17 protein-coding genes are annotated in these 16,329 nt (G+C 71.9%); 9 read left to right on the top strand and 8 right to left on the bottom strand.

Annotation, left to right across the window (positions count from 1 at the left end):
* Window positions 1-4 precede the first annotated feature (4 nt).
* From EDF40_RS02005 to EDF40_RS01995, 3 genes are all read left to right on the top strand, one after another.
* Window positions 5-760, top strand: a complete 756-nt coding sequence (locus tag EDF40_RS02005) for a hypothetical protein (protein WP_123340145.1) — start codon at window positions 5-7, stop codon at window positions 758-760.
* Window positions 761-813: 53 nt separating this feature from the next.
* Window positions 814-1,059, top strand: a complete 246-nt coding sequence (locus tag EDF40_RS02000; RefSeq protein WP_123340144.1) for a DUF3072 domain-containing protein — start codon at window positions 814-816, stop codon at window positions 1,057-1,059.
* Window positions 1,060-1,168: 109 nt separating this feature from the next.
* The gene (locus EDF40_RS01995; protein WP_123340143.1) at window positions 1,169-1,609 is read left to right on the top strand and encodes a DoxX family protein; all 441 of its coding nucleotides are present in this window, start codon (window positions 1,169-1,171) and stop codon (window positions 1,607-1,609) included.
* A gap of 404 nt (window positions 1,610-2,013) precedes the next feature.
* On the opposite strand, the gene EDF40_RS01990 is transcribed toward EDF40_RS01995, so the two are convergent.
* Entirely contained in the window at window positions 2,014-3,129 is a 1,116-nt protein-coding gene (locus tag EDF40_RS01990) for an NAD(P)-binding domain-containing protein (RefSeq protein WP_123340142.1), read from the bottom strand.
* Window positions 3,130-3,287: 158 nt separating this feature from the next.
* Between EDF40_RS01990 and EDF40_RS01985 the strand changes: the two genes are divergently transcribed.
* Entirely contained in the window at window positions 3,288-3,506 is a 219-nt protein-coding gene (locus EDF40_RS01985) for a DUF3073 domain-containing protein (RefSeq protein ID WP_123340141.1), read from the top strand.
* 242 nt (window positions 3,507-3,748) lie between these two features.
* Here the strand turns inward: EDF40_RS01985 and purM are convergent, their stop codons facing one another.
* Window positions 3,749-4,864 carry a phosphoribosylformylglycinamidine cyclo-ligase gene (gene purM / locus EDF40_RS01980; RefSeq protein WP_123340140.1) on the bottom strand — a complete coding sequence of 372 codons (1,116 nt, stop codon included), beginning with the start codon at window positions 4,862-4,864 and terminating at the stop codon, window positions 3,749-3,751.
* A gap of 73 nt (window positions 4,865-4,937) precedes the next feature.
* On the opposite strand from purM, the gene purF reads away from it, so the two are divergent.
* Complete coding sequence (gene purF / locus EDF40_RS01975) at window positions 4,938-6,395, top strand: amidophosphoribosyltransferase (protein WP_123340139.1); 1,458 nt, start codon at window positions 4,938-4,940, stop codon at window positions 6,393-6,395.
* An 83-nt stretch (window positions 6,396-6,478) separates the two neighbouring features.
* On the opposite strand, the gene EDF40_RS01970 is transcribed toward purF, so the two are convergent.
* The gene (locus EDF40_RS01970; RefSeq protein WP_111085569.1) at window positions 6,479-6,874 is read right to left on the bottom strand and encodes a hypothetical protein; all 396 of its coding nucleotides are present in this window, start codon (window positions 6,872-6,874) and stop codon (window positions 6,479-6,481) included.
* Between the two features lie 162 nt (window positions 6,875-7,036).
* On the opposite strand from EDF40_RS01970, the gene EDF40_RS01965 reads away from it, so the two are divergent.
* Window positions 7,037-9,568 carry a LuxR C-terminal-related transcriptional regulator gene (locus tag EDF40_RS01965; RefSeq protein WP_123340138.1) on the top strand — a complete coding sequence of 844 codons (2,532 nt, stop codon included), beginning with the start codon at window positions 7,037-7,039 and terminating at the stop codon, window positions 9,566-9,568.
* Window positions 9,569-9,790: 222 nt separating this feature from the next.
* Here EDF40_RS01965 and EDF40_RS01960 read toward each other — a convergent pair whose 3' ends face one another.
* A complete protein-coding gene (locus tag EDF40_RS01960) occupies window positions 9,791-10,153 on the bottom strand; it encodes a sterol carrier family protein (protein ID WP_123340257.1) in 363 nt (120 codons plus the stop codon).
* A gap of 57 nt (window positions 10,154-10,210) precedes the next feature.
* On the opposite strand from EDF40_RS01960, the gene purD reads away from it, so the two are divergent.
* The gene (purD, locus tag EDF40_RS01955) at window positions 10,211-11,479 is read left to right on the top strand and encodes a phosphoribosylamine--glycine ligase (protein WP_123340137.1); all 1,269 of its coding nucleotides are present in this window, start codon (window positions 10,211-10,213) and stop codon (window positions 11,477-11,479) included.
* Window positions 11,476-12,345 carry a phosphoribosylaminoimidazolesuccinocarboxamide synthase gene (locus EDF40_RS01950; RefSeq protein WP_123340136.1) on the top strand — a complete coding sequence of 290 codons (870 nt, stop codon included), beginning with the start codon at window positions 11,476-11,478 and terminating at the stop codon, window positions 12,343-12,345. Before purD ends, EDF40_RS01950 begins: the two co-directional genes overlap by 4 nt.
* Here EDF40_RS01950 and EDF40_RS01945 read toward each other — a convergent pair.
* On the bottom strand, window positions 12,342-13,544 hold the full coding sequence (locus EDF40_RS01945; protein WP_123340135.1) for a PP2C family protein-serine/threonine phosphatase: 1,203 nt from the start codon (window positions 13,542-13,544) through the stop codon (window positions 12,342-12,344). The genes EDF40_RS01950 and EDF40_RS01945 overlap by 4 nt on opposite strands.
* Before the next feature lie 162 nt (window positions 13,545-13,706).
* Between EDF40_RS01945 and EDF40_RS01940 the strand changes: the two genes are divergently transcribed.
* Window positions 13,707-14,027, top strand: coding sequence for a hypothetical protein (locus EDF40_RS01940; RefSeq protein ID WP_123340134.1), 321 nt, complete (start codon window positions 13,707-13,709; stop codon window positions 14,025-14,027).
* Between the two features lie 12 nt (window positions 14,028-14,039).
* Here the strand turns inward: EDF40_RS01940 and EDF40_RS01935 are convergent, their stop codons facing one another.
* The 3 genes from EDF40_RS01935 to EDF40_RS01925 form a co-directional block, all read right to left on the bottom strand.
* Window positions 14,040-14,864 carry a helix-turn-helix transcriptional regulator gene (locus EDF40_RS01935; protein WP_185002672.1) on the bottom strand — a complete coding sequence of 275 codons (825 nt, stop codon included), beginning with the start codon at window positions 14,862-14,864 and terminating at the stop codon, window positions 14,040-14,042.
* A gap of 157 nt (window positions 14,865-15,021) precedes the next feature.
* Window positions 15,022-15,642, bottom strand: a complete 621-nt coding sequence (lepB, locus tag EDF40_RS01930) for a signal peptidase I (RefSeq protein WP_123293649.1) — start codon at window positions 15,640-15,642, stop codon at window positions 15,022-15,024.
* Window positions 15,639-16,211 carry a hypothetical protein gene (locus tag EDF40_RS01925; protein WP_123340132.1) on the bottom strand — a complete coding sequence of 191 codons (573 nt, stop codon included), beginning with the start codon at window positions 16,209-16,211 and terminating at the stop codon, window positions 15,639-15,641. Before EDF40_RS01925 ends, lepB begins: the two co-directional genes overlap by 4 nt.
* Window positions 16,212-16,329 lie beyond the last annotated feature (118 nt).

The following is a 16,329-nucleotide window of genomic DNA, read 5'->3' as shown; positions in this document are numbered from 1 at the left end:
CGTCATGACGATCACCGACCTGCGGACGTTCGCCACGTTCGACGGCCACGGCGGCAAGGTGTCGAAGCGCGTCGAGGTGCTGGACCACGAGCCCGTCGCGGGCAGCCGCCACGAAGGACTCGTGGCGGTGCGCGGCGAGCACCCGCTGGGCGCGCTCGACGAGCGCGCCGCCGACGAGTCGGCAGCGCTGTCGCGCGGCGTCCCCAGCGTCGGGTGGGTCGACCCGTCGACGCTCCGCGACTGGTACCGCCCGGACCGCGTGGTCATCACCCGGATCGAGGCGCGGCAGTCCGGCATCGAGCCGGGTCTCTACGCCGATTCGCGCGGTCGCGGACGGGTCCGGATCGACGGCCTGGAGGCACGGCTTGCCCCCGACGGTCGGCCCGCCTTCCGCGCACTGGCCGGTTCCGAGGCGCCCTGGGTGGTCGACGTCCCCCTGCCGACGGACCAGGCGGTGCGGCTCGTGGCGGTCGCCGAGGTCGACGAGGGCTTCGAGGTCGTGACCGCTCCGGTGTCCCCGTTCCTGCAGCCCGGCGAGTACGCGGCGTACGACGACGACGTCCCCGGACTTCCCCCGCGGCCGTCCAGCGGCCGGGTCGTGGTGTCCGCGACCGTGCTGCTCGACGGATCGCTGCACGAGGTCGAGCGGATCGACGAGCAGGCCGCGACGATCTGGGTCCGGCGCGAGGGACGGACCGTGCCGATCGCGACGAGTGCTGTCGGTCCGGACCTGGTGCGGTACTCGGCCACGCCGGTCTGACGGGGGACACGCGCCTGCGGGGTGCGTCGGAGGTGCGGCGTAGCGTCCTCGGCATGAGTGATGCAGAAGAGACCCTCGGCGGCGCCCGTCCGGACCCGTCGACCGAGGCGAGCAAGGACCCCGAGCAGTGGGTCACCGGTGACGAGCCGATGACCGGACCCCAGCGCAGCTACCTCGACACCCTGGCCCGCGAAGCCGGCGAGGAGCTCTCCGCCGACCTGACCAAGGCCGAGGCCTCGGAGCACATCGACCGCCTGCAGCAGCAGACCGGCCGCGGCACCGACACCACGGGTTCCTGAGAGCGGGTCCGCCCTTCGGCGGACCCCAGCCTGGGCATGTTCTGGTGAAGTCCGGGCAGACCCCCGGACGGGGGGAATCGATGACGCGTCACCGGTTACCGTCGTGGCCATGCGAACGACATCGACCTCCATCGGCCTGACCGCGCTCCGCATCGTCCTCGGAGTGGTGTTCATCGCTCACGGCGCGCAGAAGTTCGCCCAGGGCATCCCGAACGTCGCCCAGGGCTTCTCCGGCATGGGCGTCCCGCTCGCCGACGTCGCCGCGCCCCTGGTCGCCGGCCTCGAACTCGTCGGCGGTGTGCTGCTCGTGCTCGGCGTCGCCACCCGCGTTGTGGGCGTCCTGCTCGCCGTGGACATGGTCGTCGCGGGGTTGCTCGCGCACGCGTCGTCCGGCTTCTTCTCGCAGGACGGCGGCTTCGAGTACGTGCTCGTCCTGGCGGTCGGGTCGCTCGTCGTGGCACTGACCGGCCCGGGGCGGTTCTCGCTCGACGCCGTGTTCCTGGCGTCGTCCCGTCGCCGTCGTGGCGTGCGGGAGCCCCTGCCCGCCTGACCCGCGGTGTGTGCGGGCGTGTGGGCGTGCGGGCGTGCGTGCGTCGGGCGTGCGGGCTGCCGCCTGCCGCCGCCGCCTGCCGCCGCCGCGTGCGGCCTGGCGTGCGGCCTGGCGTGCTGCTGCCGCCTGGCGTGCCGCCCCGTCGTGCTGCGCACGGTGCGCGCTTTGTGGGCCCGTGCGAGGTTGACCGCTCGGTGCGCCGACAGAGCCTCGCACCGAGCCGCTAACCCCGCACGGGGCGACGAACCTCGCACGGTGCGCAGCCCGCCGACCCCGCACGGGACGACGAACCTCGCACGGTGCGCAGCCCGCCGACCCCGCACCGCCCGACGAACCTCGCACGGTGCGCAGTCCACCCAGGCCGCACGGGACGACGAACCTCGCACGGTGCGAGGTTGACCGGCTCAGGCGGCGGCGAGCACGTCCATCACCTGGCGGGCGATGAGCCGTCCGGCCCGGTTCGCCCCGATCGTCGACGCCTGCGGCCCGTAGCCCGCCAGGAACAACCGCGGCTCGTCGACCGAACGCCCGTCCGCCACGACGACTCCGCCGGCCGCGGTCCGCAGGTGCAGCGGCGCGAGGTGCCGCAGGTCGGCCCGGAACCCGGTCGCCCAGAGCACCGCGTCGGCGTGCACGTGCGTGCCGTCGGCCGTCACCACGCCGGTCTCGTCCATCCGGGTGAACATCGGCTGGTCGCGCAGGACCCCGCGGTCGATGCCCGCTCGGATCCGCCGCGAGACCGGCACGCCCGTGCCGCTCACGATGCTCGGCAACACCTCGCCGGCGCGGGCGGCCCGGTCCTGCTCGTCGACCGCTGCGACCGCCGACTCGAGGTCGAGCGACGACGAGTCCGCCCACACCATCGGCCGTCGGGTGAACCAGTGGGTGGACCGCGCGACACCGTCGAGCTCGACCAGGAAACCGATGGCACTCGTCCCGCCGCCGACCACGACGACGTCCTGCCGGGCGAACTCCGCGGCGCTGCGGTACTCGGTCGTGTCGAGCTGTCGTCCGCTGAACGCGCCTCGGCCCGGGTACCACGGCACGAACGGCGTGCCCCACGTGCCCGATGCGTTCACCACGACGTCGGCGCGGATCCGGGTCTCGGCGCCGTCGGCGGAGCGGGTCGTGACGCACAGTCGGCCGTCCGCGGTGCGCGAGACCGACGGCACCGACACCGGACGCCGGACCCGCAGGTCGTAGTGCTGCTCGAACCGCCGGTAGTACTCCCCCACGACGTCCCGGGCGGGTCGTGACCGATCGGCGTCGTCGAACTGCAGCCCCATCGCCCGCATCCCCGGCAGGTCGTGCACGCGGTGCGCCGCGCCGAGCCGCAAGGCCTCCCACCGGAACTGCCAGGCGCCGCCCGTGCTCGGGGCACGATCGAGCAGCACCAGGTCGGTGCCGGGCACGAGCCCCAGGCGGCGCAGGTGGTATCCCACCGACAGTCCAGCCTGCCCCGCACCGATGACGACGACCCGGGCGGACTGGTCGGCTGGGTTCTCGAGGGGTTCGGTCATCACTTCGATTCTCCTGTGCGCGGAGCCGTCGCGGCGACGTCCAGATCGAGGTACATGGTAGAGTGATCGGCAGATTTCAAACCACGAACCGTCTGGTTCCCCGAGTGATCTTCCGTCATTCGCCAGGACCGGACCAGAGCCGAACGAGGGGGTCACGCATGGGGCGCGGCCGTCAAAAGGCGAAGCACACCAAGGTCGCCCGTGAGCTGAAGTACTTCAGCCCGCAGACGAACTACGGTGCACTCGAGCAGGAGCTCTCCGCCGGACAACACTCCGATGACGATCTCGTCGACCGCTGGGCGGACCAGTACGGTCCCGAAGCGGCAGACGAATCCGACGAGTTCGAGACCAAAGCGGACCAGAACAAGTCCGCCTGACCGGCACAGCCGTCACGCCGCGCACCCCCGGGCAGCGCGGCGTTTCTGCGTGCGCACGCGGACAACGCGGACCGGTCACGACTCCCCACGCGGGGAACGCCGAGTGGTCACGAAGTGCCGCCCGCGGCCGGACCGAGCGGCACTTCGTGGCCACTCGGCGGACACCTGACGGCAGGTCGTGCGGCCTGGAGGCACGACGAACGCCCGCCACGCGGCCTGCGTGACGGGCGTGGCCGGCTGGGTCAGGCGGCGTAGCTCCCGACGAGCCGCACGGCACCGCCGTCGACACCCTTGGCGCCCTGTTCGAAGCCGGTCAGGTCGCGGGCCGACGTGGCGATCGTGCCGACGGGCCACGCGGGCATCCCGGCGACGCCGAGCGACTCGATGACGTCCACCGCAGCACTGGCGGACACCACGGCGAACATGCCGATGCCCAGGTTCCAGGTGCCCTCGGTGTCCTCGATCGGCGTGCCGGCCATGTCGGCGAGCACGCGGAAGACGGGGAGCGGCTGCCAGGTCGAACGGTCGACCTCGATCCACGAGCCGACGGGCAGCACGCGCGCCAGGTTCGCCGCGATGCCACCACCGGTCACGTGCGACAGGGAGTGCACGGCGCCCGGGTGCTGCTCGAGCAGCTCCAGCAGCGGCGTCGTGTACAGGCGGGTGGGCTCCAGCAGGGCCTCGCCGACGGAAACCGCGCCGCCGAACCCGACACCGCTCAGCTCGGCCAGCTGGTCGGTGTACCCGACCCCGCGCGACGCCAGGATGTGCCGGACGAGCGAGTACCCGTTCGAGTGCAGCCCGGACGACTCGATCGCGAGCACGACGTCGCCGTCCTGCACCAGGTGGGCGCCGAGCTGCGAACCGGCCTCGACGACACCCGTCGCGGCGCCGGCCACGTCGTAGTCGTCCGGACCGAGCAGCCCGGGGTGCTCGGCGGTCTCGCCACCGACCAGCGCGGTGCCCGTCGCCGAGCAGCCGCGGGCGATGCCGGCGACGATGTCGGCGATGCGGTTCGGCACGACGCGCCCGCAGGCGATGTAGTCGGTCATGAACAGCGGCTTCGCACCGACCACCACGATGTCGTCGACGACCATGCCGACCAGGTCCTGCCCGATGGTGTCGTGCTTGTCGATCGCCTGGGCGATGGCGACCTTGGTGCCGACGCCGTCGGTCGAGGTCGCGAGCAACGGGTGTGAGAAGTCCTTCAGGAACGACACGTCGTAGAGTCCGGCGAAGCCGCCCACGCCGCCCAGCACGTGGCTGTTGTGCGTCGCCGCGACTGCGGACTTCATGAGTTCGACGGCCAGGTCACCGGCAGCGGTGTCCACTCCGGCTTCGGCGTACGGGTTGGGCATGCGGAGTCCTTCGCGGTGACATGGCAGACTTGTTCGGTACCCCCCGATTCTACGGTCTGGAGCACACCCGCGAATGTGCGGCATCGTCGGCCTCGTTGCACAGGGCCCCGCCAACCAATCCATCTACGACGCACTGCTCCTCCTGCAGCACCGCGGGCAGGACTCGACGGGCATCGCCACGGTCGAGGGTCACGTGCACCACATGCACAAGACCCGCGGCCACGTACGGGAGTCGTTCCGAACCCGTGACATGCGCGCCCTGCTCGGCACCATGGGCCTCGGACACGTGCGCTACGCCACCAAGGGCGCGGCGAGCAACGAGGAAGAAGCACAGCCGTTCTACGTGAACGCGCCGTACGGCATCGTCCTCGTCCACAACGGCAACCTCACCAACACGCGGGAACTGACGCGTGAACTGTTCGACATCGACCGTCGGCACCTCAACACCACGTCGGACACCGAGCTCCTGGTGAACGTGCTGGCGCACGAGCTGCAGGGACAGGTCCGCGGCACGGACCTCGACCCCGGGCAGGTCTTCGACGCCGTCGAGCGCGTGCACGAGCGGGTCGAGGGCTCCTACGCCACGATCGCCACGATCGCCGGCCACGGGCTCCTGGCCTTCCGCGACCCGTTCGGCATCCGGCCGCTCATCCTCGGCCACAAGTTCGACGAGGCCGGCCAGCCCGAGTGGGTCGTGGCGAGCGAGTCGCTGGTGCTCGAGTCCGGCGGCTACGAGATCGTGCGCGACGTCGCCCCGGGCGAGGCGATCTTCATCGAGATGAACGGGCAGATGCACGCCCGGCAGTGCGCGAAGAAGCCGCGGCTCGTGCCGTGCTCGTTCGAGTACGTGTACCTGGCCCGTCCCGACTCGGTCATGAACGGCATCTCGGTCTACGACGCCCGCCTGCGCCTCGGCAACCGGCTGGCGGACACCATCGAGCAGTACGCGCCGACCGGTGACATCGACGTCGTGATGCCGATCCCGGACTCGTCCCGGCCGGCCGCGATGCAGGTCGCGCGGAAGCTCGGCATCGAGTACCGCGAGGGCTTCTACAAGAACCGCTACGTCGGCCGGACCTTCATCATGCCGGGCCAGGCGGAGCGCAAGCGGTCCGTCCGGCAGAAGCTCAACGCGATGTCGTCGGAGTTCAAGGGCAAGAACATCCTGATCGTCGACGACTCGATCGTGCGCGGCACGACGAGCAAGGAGATCGTGGAGATGGCCCGCGCCGCCGGTGCGAACGAGGTCACCTTCACGAGCGCCGCTCCCCCGGTCCGGTTCCCGCACGTCTACGGCATCAACATGCCGACGCGCGACGAGCTCATCGCGCACGACCGGAAGATCCCGGACATCAACCGCGTGCTCGGCAGCGACCACCTGATCTACCAGGAGATCGGCGACATGCGGGACGCCATCATCGAGGGCTCCGACGTGACCGACCTCGAGATGAGCTGCTTCACGGGCGAGTACGTCACGGGCACCGTGAGCCCGGAGTACCTGTCCTGGGTCGAGGCGAACCAGCTCAGCTAGGTCGCGTCCGAGACGCACCCACCTGACAGACGGGAGGCCCGTGGCGGTGTCGCCACGGGCCTCCCGTCTGGAAGCGGTCGCGGCTACGGCCGCTGGTCGCCGTGCTCGTCGATCTCGCCGTCGACCGTCTCGGGCGGCAGCTCGACCTCGACACGCTCCGCCGTCAGGCGGGCCGCGCGCCGGGCGAAGACCCGGTCGAACACGACGGCGACGACCGCGCCGACGAAGGCACCGATCGTGACGCCCCACAGGCTGAAGTAGCCCACCAGGCTGCCGAAGCTCGACTCCTCCTGCTGGCCACCGAGGTTCATGGTGAGCGAGACGACGATCAGGGTCGCGATGAACCCGAGCACCGCACCGCCGACGATGAACACCCCGAACTTCGGGGCACGACGGATCGTGACCTCGTCAGAGGTGGAGACGGCGTTCGGCGCAGGGGCCGGGACCGGCTGGTCGTCGGGTCGATCGGTGTTGCTCACCCACCCATTGTCCCCCACTGTGGGACGTCTCCCGGCCTGTCCGCGCAGTCCGATCCAGGAGAGGATGATCCGTACGCGTTGGTATCCCAAGGGCTGGAGGTGACACGGATGCGAGAACGGACCGTACGGGGACGAGGCCGCACCTCGAGCACCCCGGCGCGCGTGACCTGGCCCGTGATGCAACGCCACGAAGAGGACCGTGCCGTGTCCGTCGTCGCGGAGCACCAGTGGAGCGTCGCGCTCGTCGGCGCCCCGGGTCTCGGCAAGAGCACCGTCGCCGCCCGCGTCACCGACCGCGTCGCCGGACGGGACGCCACCGGGCGCACGGTCGTGGTGCCCATCACCGCCGTCGCCTCCGGGCGCTCGATGCCCTTCGGCGCGATCTCGGACCGCTTCGGCGAGCTGCCGGCGACCCTGTCGGAACTGTCCGACGACGCCGGGGCCGAGCAGCGCCTCCGGGCGATCGCCGACCTGGCGGACCGCGACGTCCTGCTGCGCGTCGACGACGCCGACCACCTCGACGCGATCTCCGCCCGGTACGTGGCGTGGCTCGTCCGGCACCAGGGTGCGCGGCTCGTCCTGACCTGCCGTGACTTCACCGCGCTGCCGGAACCGCTCCGCGCCCTGTGGCAGGACGACCTGCTCGAGCGCATCGACCTCGAGCCGCTCACCCTGCGCGAGACGTCGGCCCTGGTGGCCGAGGCGCTCGGCTCGCAGCTCGAGAACGCCTCGGCCGAGCGGGTGCACCGCGCGACCGCCGGCAACCCGCTCTACCTGCGCGAGGTCGTCCGCGCCGCCCGCACCTCGGGTGCCCTCGAGCACACGGCGTCCGGGTGGTACTGGCGCGGCCGGGTGACGGCGTCGAACAGCCTCGCCGACATGTACCGGACGGAGCTCGGCTCGTTGCCGGAGGACCTGCGCGACGTCGTCGACATCGTGGCACTGGCCGACCCGATCCCGCTCGCGCGGCTGCTCGGCCTGGTCAGCGGCGGCGACGTCGACCGCGTGGTCGCGCTCGGGCTGGTCCGGATCGACTCGCTCGACGACGGCGCCGCGGTGGCCCGTCCGCAGCACCCGCTCGTCGGCGACGTGATCCGCGGCCTGGTGCCGGTCGCCCGCCGCACGGCGCTCTTCGCCCGCGCGAACGCCTTCCGCGCCGACAGCGCCGAGGGCGCGCCGCCCGCCGCGCGCTTGCGGTCGGCGCTCTGGGCGCTCGACTGCGGTGTCGTGCCGCCGGTCGAGCAGCTGCTCGACGCGGCGCAGGTCGCAGTGCGGCTCCAGGAGCACGAGAGCGCGATCGCCCTGGCCTCCGCAGCGCTCCGGCGGACACTGCACCCGAACGAGCAGGTCGCCGCGCGCTGCCTGCGGTCGCTGGCGTACTCGTACACCGACGGGCGCGAGGCCGGTCGCGCCGACGCCGAGGCCGCCTGGGCCGTCGCCCGTGCGGAACCCGGCACGGTGGACGACGCCCTCGTGGTCGAGGCCTGCGAGATCCTCGCCAACATCCGTCAGTTCCACGACGACGACGTGCTGGCCGCGGTCGCGCTCACCGACGTCGCCAGCCGCCTGGTGTCCGGCGACGCGGTCGAACGGCTCCGCCTGCTGCGCCTGGCGCACCTCGGCTGGGGCGGACGGTTCAACGAGGTCCGCGCCGAACTCGAGCGCAGCGGCATCGTGCACGCCCCGACGATCCCGTTCGCGTTCCTGTGCGTCGCCCCCTGCGCGATCATGGCGCTCGCCACGGCCGGGCGGCTCGACGACGCCTCGGCCCTCGGGCGCCGGGCACTGGCCACCGCGATCGAGCACCTCGAGGACGCGCCGTGGAGCGTCGGCGAGATCGTGTCGGTGCTGCACCAGGTGCAGGTCTGGCGCGGCGACCTCGCCGACCTGCTCACCGAGGTGCCGGTCCGCCGGTCGAACCCGTACCTGAAGTACGACTTCACCCTCGAACTCATCGGCGACGGCAACCTCGCCATCGGCCAACGGCGCTGGGACGACGCGATCGCCGCGTTCTCGGCTGCCTGCGAGCGGTACGACGTCGCGGACCACGGCGGCTTCGCGGCCTACCCGTGGGCGCGGCTCGCGATGGCGTACGCCTACGCCGGTCGAACCGAGGACGCGACTCGTGCGCTCGACCGGGCGAGGGCCACCCCGCAGCGGGCGATGCGGATCACGGGCGAGCAGGTCGCGGTGACGATCGCCTGGACCGAGGCGGTGCTCGGCAACCCGGCCGGGCTCCGGCACGCCGACGACATCATCGACCGCGGGACGGCGAGCGGTGGGTGGACGCACGTCATGTACGCGCAGACGCTGCACTACGCGATGGACATGCTGAACGGACGCGAGACCGGTACCTCGCTCGGTCGCATGCGCGAGGCAGCGGCTCGGGTCGACGGTCCGCTCGCCGCGGCGATCGTCGAGTACGCCGACGCCCTGACCGCACGCGACCGGACGCGGGTGATCGCGGCGCAGGGGGCGCTCGCGTCGCACGGCATGGCGGTCACGGCCGGCCGGCCGAAACCACCGCTCACGAACCGCGAGTACCAGGTCGCCGAGCTCGCGGCGCAGGGGTTGAGCAACCGCCTGATCGGCGAGGAGCTCGGGCTCTCGACGCGGACCATCGACGCGCACCTGTCGCGGGTGTTCGGCAAGTGGGACCTGCATGCTCGTTCGGAGCTCGCCGGACTCTTCTGAGTCCACTCGTGACGCAAGAACGTTGCGCATTGCAGCACGACGCGCCGCGGCGGTTGACACGTTGTGTGGAACATCGCGTACCTTGGTCCCTGTCGCCGGGTTCGGACCCGTTCGGGTCGGGTCCGAATCCCGGCGACTTCAAGCCTAGGTTCGCAGTGCATGCGCCCGCATCGGTAGGGACTACCTAATTCGGTTCGTCCGCCTAGGGAGTGCTCGACGCGGCTAGAGCCCGACCCGCACCGGCAGGAACGCCGTCAGGTCCGCACGCGAGCCGGAAGCGCTGACGCGTGACTGCGCGACGGCCTCGTCCCAGGTCAGCTCCGCGGTCGCGAGCGCGAGCCACGTCGTGGCGTCCGTCTCGACCACGTTCGGCGGCGTGCCACGGGTGTGGCGCGGGCCGGGGACGGCCTGGACCGCGGCGAACGGCGGCACCCGGACCTCGACGCTGTTGCCCGGCACGTCGTCGGCGAGGCGCTGCAGGGTCCACCGGACGGCCGTCGCGACGGTCGCCCGTGCCGTGTCGCCCTGCTGCACCGCGGTCAGTGCGGCGCGGCCGGCGGCGTCCTCGATCCTCCTGGGTGGCATCTCCACAGGCTAGCCGTCGCCTCGCGGGGGGCGAGTCCTGATCGGTAGGGTGATCGGGTGCGAATCCTCGTCCTCGGTTCCGGTGCCCGCGAGCACGCGATCATCACGGCCCTCCTCGCTGAACAGGCGGGTCACGTCATCACGGCTGCTCCCGGCAACGCCGGCATCGCCGCCGATGTCGAGACCGTCTCCCTCGACCCCACCAACGGCGCACTCGTCGCCGAGTACGCGATCGAGAACGGCGTCGAACTGGTCGTCGTCGGGCCCGAGGCGCCGCTCATCGCCGGTGTGGCCGACCCCGTCCGCACCCGGGGCATCCCGGTCTTCGGGCCGGGCAAGGCCGCAGCGCAGCTCGAGGGCTCGAAGGCCTTCGCCAAGCGCATCATGTCCGAGGCGAACGTGCCCACCGGCCGCCCGGTGTACGCCGGCACGGCGGACGAGGCCGTCGCCGCGATCGACGAGCTCGGCGCACCGTACGTCGTGAAGGCCGACGGGCTGGCCGCGGGCAAGGGTGTCCTCGTGACCGAGGACCGTCAGGCCGCGATCGACCACGCCACCTACTGGCTGCAGCACGGACACGTCGTGGTCGAGGAGTTCCTCGACGGCGAAGAGGTCTCGTTGTTCTTCCTGAGCGACGGCCACGACGTCCGCCCGCTCAGCCCCGCGCAGGACTACAAGCGCCTGGCCGACGGCGATCTCGGGCCGAACACCGGCGGAATGGGCGCCTACTCGCCGCTGCCGTGGCTGGCTGATCGGTGGGCATCCGAGCAGGCCTTCGTCGACGAGGTCACCGAGCTGGTCGCGCTCCCCACCGTCCGTCGTCTCGAGCACGAGGGCACCCCGTTCGTCGGGCTGCTCTACTGCGGGCTCATCGTCACCGAGCAGGGCGTCCGGGTCATCGAGTTCAACGCCCGCTTCGGCGACCCGGAGACCCAGGTCGTCCTCCCCCGCCTGGCGACGCCGCTGAGCGGACTGCTGCTCGCTGCCGCGACGGGCCAGCTCGGGGGCACCCCGGAACCCTCGTTCCGTCCGGACGCGGCGGTCACGGTCGTGCTCGCGAGCGAGGGCTACCCGGAGAATCCGCAGACCGGCCGTCCGATCACCGGCATCGACGCCGCGAACGCCCGCGACGGCGTCTCCGTCGCACACGCCGCCACCGGGGTGCTCGACGACAGCCTCGTCGCCACCGGCGGCCGCGTGCTCAGCGTCGTCGCGACCGGGGCCGACTTCGCCCAGGCACGGGAGCGTGCCTACGCGGGCCTCGGTGACATCACCCTGCAGGGCGCGCAGTACCGCACCGACATCGCCGCGAAGGTCACCCGATGAGCGCCGCGCCCGTGATCGCCGGCTGGGACCACGTCTCGTCGGGCAAGGTCCGCGAGCTCTACGTGCCGACCGGTACCGCCGACATCCAGAGTGCGTCCGAGCTGCTGCTCGTGGCGTCCGACCGGGTCAGTGCCTACGACTTCGCGCTCGAGCCACCGATCCCCGGCAAGGGCGAACTACTCACCCGCCTGTCGCGCTTCTGGTTCACGCAGCTGAGCGACGTGCCGAACCACATCATCGGCCCGTCGTCCGGTGGCACCCCCGTACCGGCTGAGGTCGAGTCACGGTCGATGCACGTCATGCCGCTCGAGATGTTCCCCGTCGAGTGCGTCGTGCGCGGGTACCTGGTCGGCAGCGGCTGGACCGAGTACCAGGCGTCCGGCAGCGTCTGCGGTGTCGCACTCCCCGACGGGCTGTCGAACGGCGACCGGCTCCCCGAACCGATCTACACCCCCGCCTACAAGGCACCGCAGGGCGAGCACGACGAGAACATCTCGTACGAGCAGACCGTCGACCTGGTCGGCGCCGAGGTCGCGGCGACCCTGCGCGACCTGTCGCTGCACGTGTACACCGAGGCGGCGGCGATCGCCCTCAAGCGCGACGTCGTGATCGCGGACACCAAGTTCGAGTTCGGGCAGGACGCCGACGGCCGGATCCGGATCGCGGACGAGGTCCTGACCAGCGACTCGAGCCGGTACTGGGACGCCCGGGCCGACGGTCGGACGGACTCCTTCGACAAGCAGATCGTGCGCGACTGGCTCAGCGCCAACTGGGACCGCCAGGGCACGCCCCCGGTGCTGCCCGAGGCGATCGTGTCCCGCACCGCCGCGCGCTACGCCGAGCTCATCGAGCGCCTCGGCGCCTAATCGCGCGCGACCACGACGACGGTCAGGTCGTCGCCCGGGTCGTGGTCGACCGCACGCGACCGCACCCGCTGCAGGAACGTCGCGATGTCCGGCGACTCGCGGTAGAGCACCCCGAGCTGCGACAGCGACGCGAGGGTGGAGTCCCACAGCTCGAGCGCGCCGTCGCTGACCACGATGACCACGTCACCCGGACGCATGACGAGCGAGCCGGAGGCACGTTCGATGCCCGCGGGGTGCAGCCCGATCGGCAGGTCCGACGACCGCAGGATGCGCTCGGCGCCGTCGTCGCGGAGCTGCAGGACGAGCCCGTGTCCGGCGTCGGTGAAGTCGATCCGGCCGGTCGAGGGCGTGAGCCGGCCGTGGAACATCGTCGCGAACGACTCGGCGCGGCTGAGGTCGGGTGCGACCTGCGCCTCGAGCTCGGCGACGGCGACGTCGGGTGCCAGGTCGCCGCGGGCGAGCAGTGCGCCGCGGATGTTCGCGGCGAGCAGCCCAGCCGACATGCCCTTGCCCATGACGTCCGCCACGGTCAGGTGCACGGCGTCGTCGCCGGAACGGTGCCAGTCGTGGAAGTCGCCGGAGACGACGCCGTGCGGGACCGACAGCCCCGCGATCCGGTAGCCGGGTACGTCGACCGTGCCGGGTTCGAGCCCCGCGAGCACGGACCGCAGGCGGTCCTCGTCGGCGCCGGCTGCCAGTTCCCGCTCGGCCCAGACACCGAGCTCCTGGAGCAGCGCGACCTCGTCGGCGTCGAGGGTCCGCGGTTCCGGGTCGATGAGGCAGAGCGTGCCGACCTTGACGTCGTCGTCGCCGAGCCGCAGCGGGACCCCGGCGTAGAAGCGCACGTTCGGGTCGCCGACGACCATCGGCATGTCGGAGTAGCGGGCGTCGATGCGCGCATCCGGCACGAGCACGGGGCCTCGCTCCCCCAGGGTGCGCCCGCAGAAGGTGTCCTGCAGCGGGATGACCGGTCCGAAGTGGCTGTCGCTCTGCTGGGACTTGATGGTCAGCGAGGTCTCGCCCGCCAGGTTCAGGAAGGAGCCGGAGACGCCGAGGGCTTCACGCGCGATGCGGGTGATCCGGTCGAAGCGCTCTTCGGCGCCACCCTCGACCACGTCGAGTGCGGCGAGCAGCGCTGCGCGGCGCACGGCGTCGGGCGCGCCGGTGACTGGGACGGTCGTCGCTGTCTCCGAGTGCATGCACCCACGCTAACGCGCCAACCGGACAGGGCCTGTCCCCACTACGGAGGACGCACCACCCCAGTCCGCGGGGCAGGCTCGCCGAGCGCTCGGCACGTCGACCCTGGTCCGGCGTGGCCCGGCGCGGTCCGGCGCGGCCCGGTGCCGGACTACCCTGGACGCGTGTCCCGCCGTGTCCTGCCCGCTGTCGCCCTCGCCGCGGCGGCTCTGGTGACGCTCGCGGGGTGCGGCGCCCACGACTCGACCGGCCAGGTCTCGGTCACCGTGTCGGACAACGCCGCCGACCACCCGTACGAGGTCAAGGTCTTCGCGTCGACGGGCAAGCTCTCCGAGCACCAGCGGGTGTTCCCCGGTGGCACCGCGGACTTCGCGGGCGTCCCGCTCGGCAAGGTGACCGTCCGCGCGGGATCGCTGTGCCCGCAGACGACGACGGTGACGAACGACGCAGTCGCGACGGTCACCCTGACGACGACGGGCTGCTGAGCGCGGGTCGGTTCAGACCGCGCCGGGACCTCGCGCGATCGTCTCGTGCGGCTGCTCGCCGAAGCGTGCGCGGTAGTGGGCGGCGAAGCGACCGAGGTGCGTGAACTGCCAGCGCCGGGCGACGTCGCTCACGAGCAGCGCGCCCGACCGCGACCGGCCGAGTTCGAGGTGGACCCGGTCGAGCCGAACCTCGCGCAGGTACTGCATCGGCGTCACCGCGAGCCGCCGGCGGAAGAGGTCCTGCACGCCGCGCTCGCTCAGGCCGCACGAGTCCGCGATGTCGGCCACCGAGAGCGGCCGGTCGGCCTGCTCGTGCACGAAGCGGATCGCACGACGCATGCGGTGCTCGACGTCGGACCGTGACGGTGAGAACGTCGAGAGCACGACCGTCGCGATGCGTCGGTTCAGGGCGGCCCGCTCGTCGGGCGGCAGCGCGGGGTCGAGGACGCGACCGGTGACGTCGCGGAGCAGTGCTCGGAGGGGCTCGATCCGGGGGTCGGCGGCGTCCGGTTGCCGGAACTCGGCCGCTGGGCCGCCGCCGCCGTCGCCCGCGCGTCCGCCGAGCAACGCCGGCGACAGGTGCAGCAGGGTCATCGCCGTGGCGTCGGTGTCGAAGCCGTACGCCACCGAGGCGGAGAGCATCATCGGGCGTTCGGCGCCGACGTCCCAGCTCGAGCCGTCGTCCGCGGTCAGGCGGGCACGGCCGTCGGCGAGCCAGAAGACCACGTGGTCCGGTCGGGGGCCGATCGTGCCGGAGCGGTCTCCGTGCGTCCCGATGCGCCGGATCGACAGCTCTGCGTCACCCCCGGTCACGTAGTCCATGGGCACAGCGTCCATGGGCGCAGCGTTGATGGGCACAGCGTCCATGGGCACAGCGTCCATCTGAACAGCGCCTCCGCTCACCCCGCTGCGGACGGTCCGGCACGGGAATCGGAACGCTACCGCACCGGACGACCGGGGCGGGCAACGACCGCCGGAGACCGATCCGGGTCGCTCAGGACGGGTCGGGCACCTGGTCCCACTCGTCGGCGTAGCGCGAGAGCACCGTCCACCGTGACACCGGCCACGTGGTGATGAACGCACGACCGACCACGTCGTCGACCGGCACCGTGCCGTGCACGCGGGAGTCCGCCGAGTTGTACCGGTTGTCGCCCATCACCCAGATGCGCCCCTTCGGCACGGTGATGTCGAAGTCGGTGCCGGAGACCCGGTCCGACCCGATCTCGGGCACCACGTACGGTTCGTCGACCGGGTGGCCGTTCACCGACAGGTGTCCGCCGGTGCCGCAGCACGAGACGGTGTCGCCGGGCAGGCCGATCACTCGCTTGATCAGGTCGTCGCCCTGCCCGGTGCCGAGCCAGCCGCCCGGGTCCTGGAACACGACGACGTCACCGCGCTGCAGCGGCACGGCGCCGGGGACGAGTTCGTTGACGAGCACGCGGTCGCCGATGAGCAGCGTGTTCTCCATCGACGCGGACGGGATGTAGAAGGACCGGACCAGGTAGGTCTTCACCAGGAACGACGCCAGCAGCGCCACGACGACGATGACGACGAGGTCGCGGAGGAACTTCCAGCCGGCGCGCTTCGGCTTCGGCTCGGACTCGGTGGCGCTCAATGCGTCAACACCACCTTCACGAGACCGATCACGAACGCCACGGCGGCCAGCACGATGCCGCCCCAGAGCCCGAGGAACGTGGGCCGCTTGCCACTGAAGCGCTGCATGAACACGCCGACCATCCCGATGCGCACGACCAGGATGACCAGGGCGGCCGTCTGCGCCCACCCCGTCGGGATCCACCCGATCCAGGCCACCGCGTACAGCACCGCGGGGATGAGCCCGGACGTCGCGATCGGGTTCGCGTTCCGCATGATCGTCACGACCGATTCGCGCCGGGCGTCGTCGGTCTGGGAGTCGTCGCCGCCGAGGCCGTGCGCCACCAGGTGCGCGAGCACGTGCGCCAGATAGGTCAGGACCGCGGTCGCCAGGACGGCCCAGACCGCCGAACCGTGGTGGATCGCGGCCGGGTCGACGGCGATCGCGGCGGCGAGCACCGTGATGTTGCCGTAGATGTAGGACGACATCCGGTCGCGGACGTGCTCGATCGGCAGGTCGCGCGGGTCCGGACGACCGCCGCGGGGTCCGCGTCCGCGTCCGCGTCCGAGCGGTGGTCGTGTGCGTGGCATCCGTCCATCTTGGCCCTCGCGTGCCGGTCCTCGCCGACAGGACACCGAGTGCGATGGCCACGCGCGTGGCCGGTTCCGGCAGACTGGGTGGCGATCGGTGCGACGGCGCACCGGACAG

Source organism: Curtobacterium sp. PhB170, from assembly GCF_003752345.1.
Taxonomy (GTDB): domain Bacteria; phylum Actinomycetota; class Actinomycetes; order Actinomycetales; family Microbacteriaceae; genus Curtobacterium.
The sequence above is the reverse complement of the archived record's forward strand: the minus strand, read 5'-3'. Positions and strand labels throughout refer to the sequence as shown.

Bases quoted from the DNA above. Each gene is read 5' to 3' on its own strand.
- EDF40_RS01995 (WP_123340143.1), top strand. From the start codon at position 1,169: ATGCGAACGACATCGACCTCCATCGGCCTGACCGCGCTCCGCATCGTC.
- EDF40_RS01990 (WP_123340142.1), bottom strand. From the start codon at position 3,129: ATGACCGAACCCCTCGAGAACCCAGCCGACCAGTCCGCCCGGGTCGTC.
- EDF40_RS01945 (WP_123340135.1), bottom strand. From the start codon at position 13,544: ATGCACTCGGAGACAGCGACGACCGTCCCAGTCACCGGCGCGCCCGAC.
- EDF40_RS01950 (WP_123340136.1), top strand. From the start codon at position 11,476: ATGAGCGCCGCGCCCGTGATCGCCGGCTGGGACCACGTCTCGTCGGGC.
- EDF40_RS02000 (WP_123340144.1), top strand. From the start codon at position 814: ATGAGTGATGCAGAAGAGACCCTCGGCGGCGCCCGTCCGGACCCGTCG.
- purF (WP_123340139.1), top strand. From the start codon at position 4,938: ATGTGCGGCATCGTCGGCCTCGTTGCACAGGGCCCCGCCAACCAATCC.
- EDF40_RS01960 (WP_123340257.1), bottom strand. From the start codon at position 10,153: ATGCCACCCAGGAGGATCGAGGACGCCGCCGGCCGCGCCGCACTGACC.
- EDF40_RS01925 (WP_123340132.1), bottom strand. From the start codon at position 16,211: ATGCCACGCACACGACCACCGCTCGGACGCGGACGCGGACGCGGACCC.
- EDF40_RS01935 (WP_185002672.1), bottom strand. From the start codon at position 14,864: ATGGACGCTGTGCCCATGGACTACGTGACCGGGGGTGACGCAGAGCTG.
- purM (WP_123340140.1), bottom strand. From the start codon at position 4,864: ATGCCCAACCCGTACGCCGAAGCCGGAGTGGACACCGCTGCCGGTGAC.
- EDF40_RS01985 (WP_123340141.1), top strand. From the start codon at position 3,288: ATGGGGCGCGGCCGTCAAAAGGCGAAGCACACCAAGGTCGCCCGTGAG.
- EDF40_RS02005 (WP_123340145.1), top strand. From the start codon at position 5: ATGACGATCACCGACCTGCGGACGTTCGCCACGTTCGACGGCCACGGC.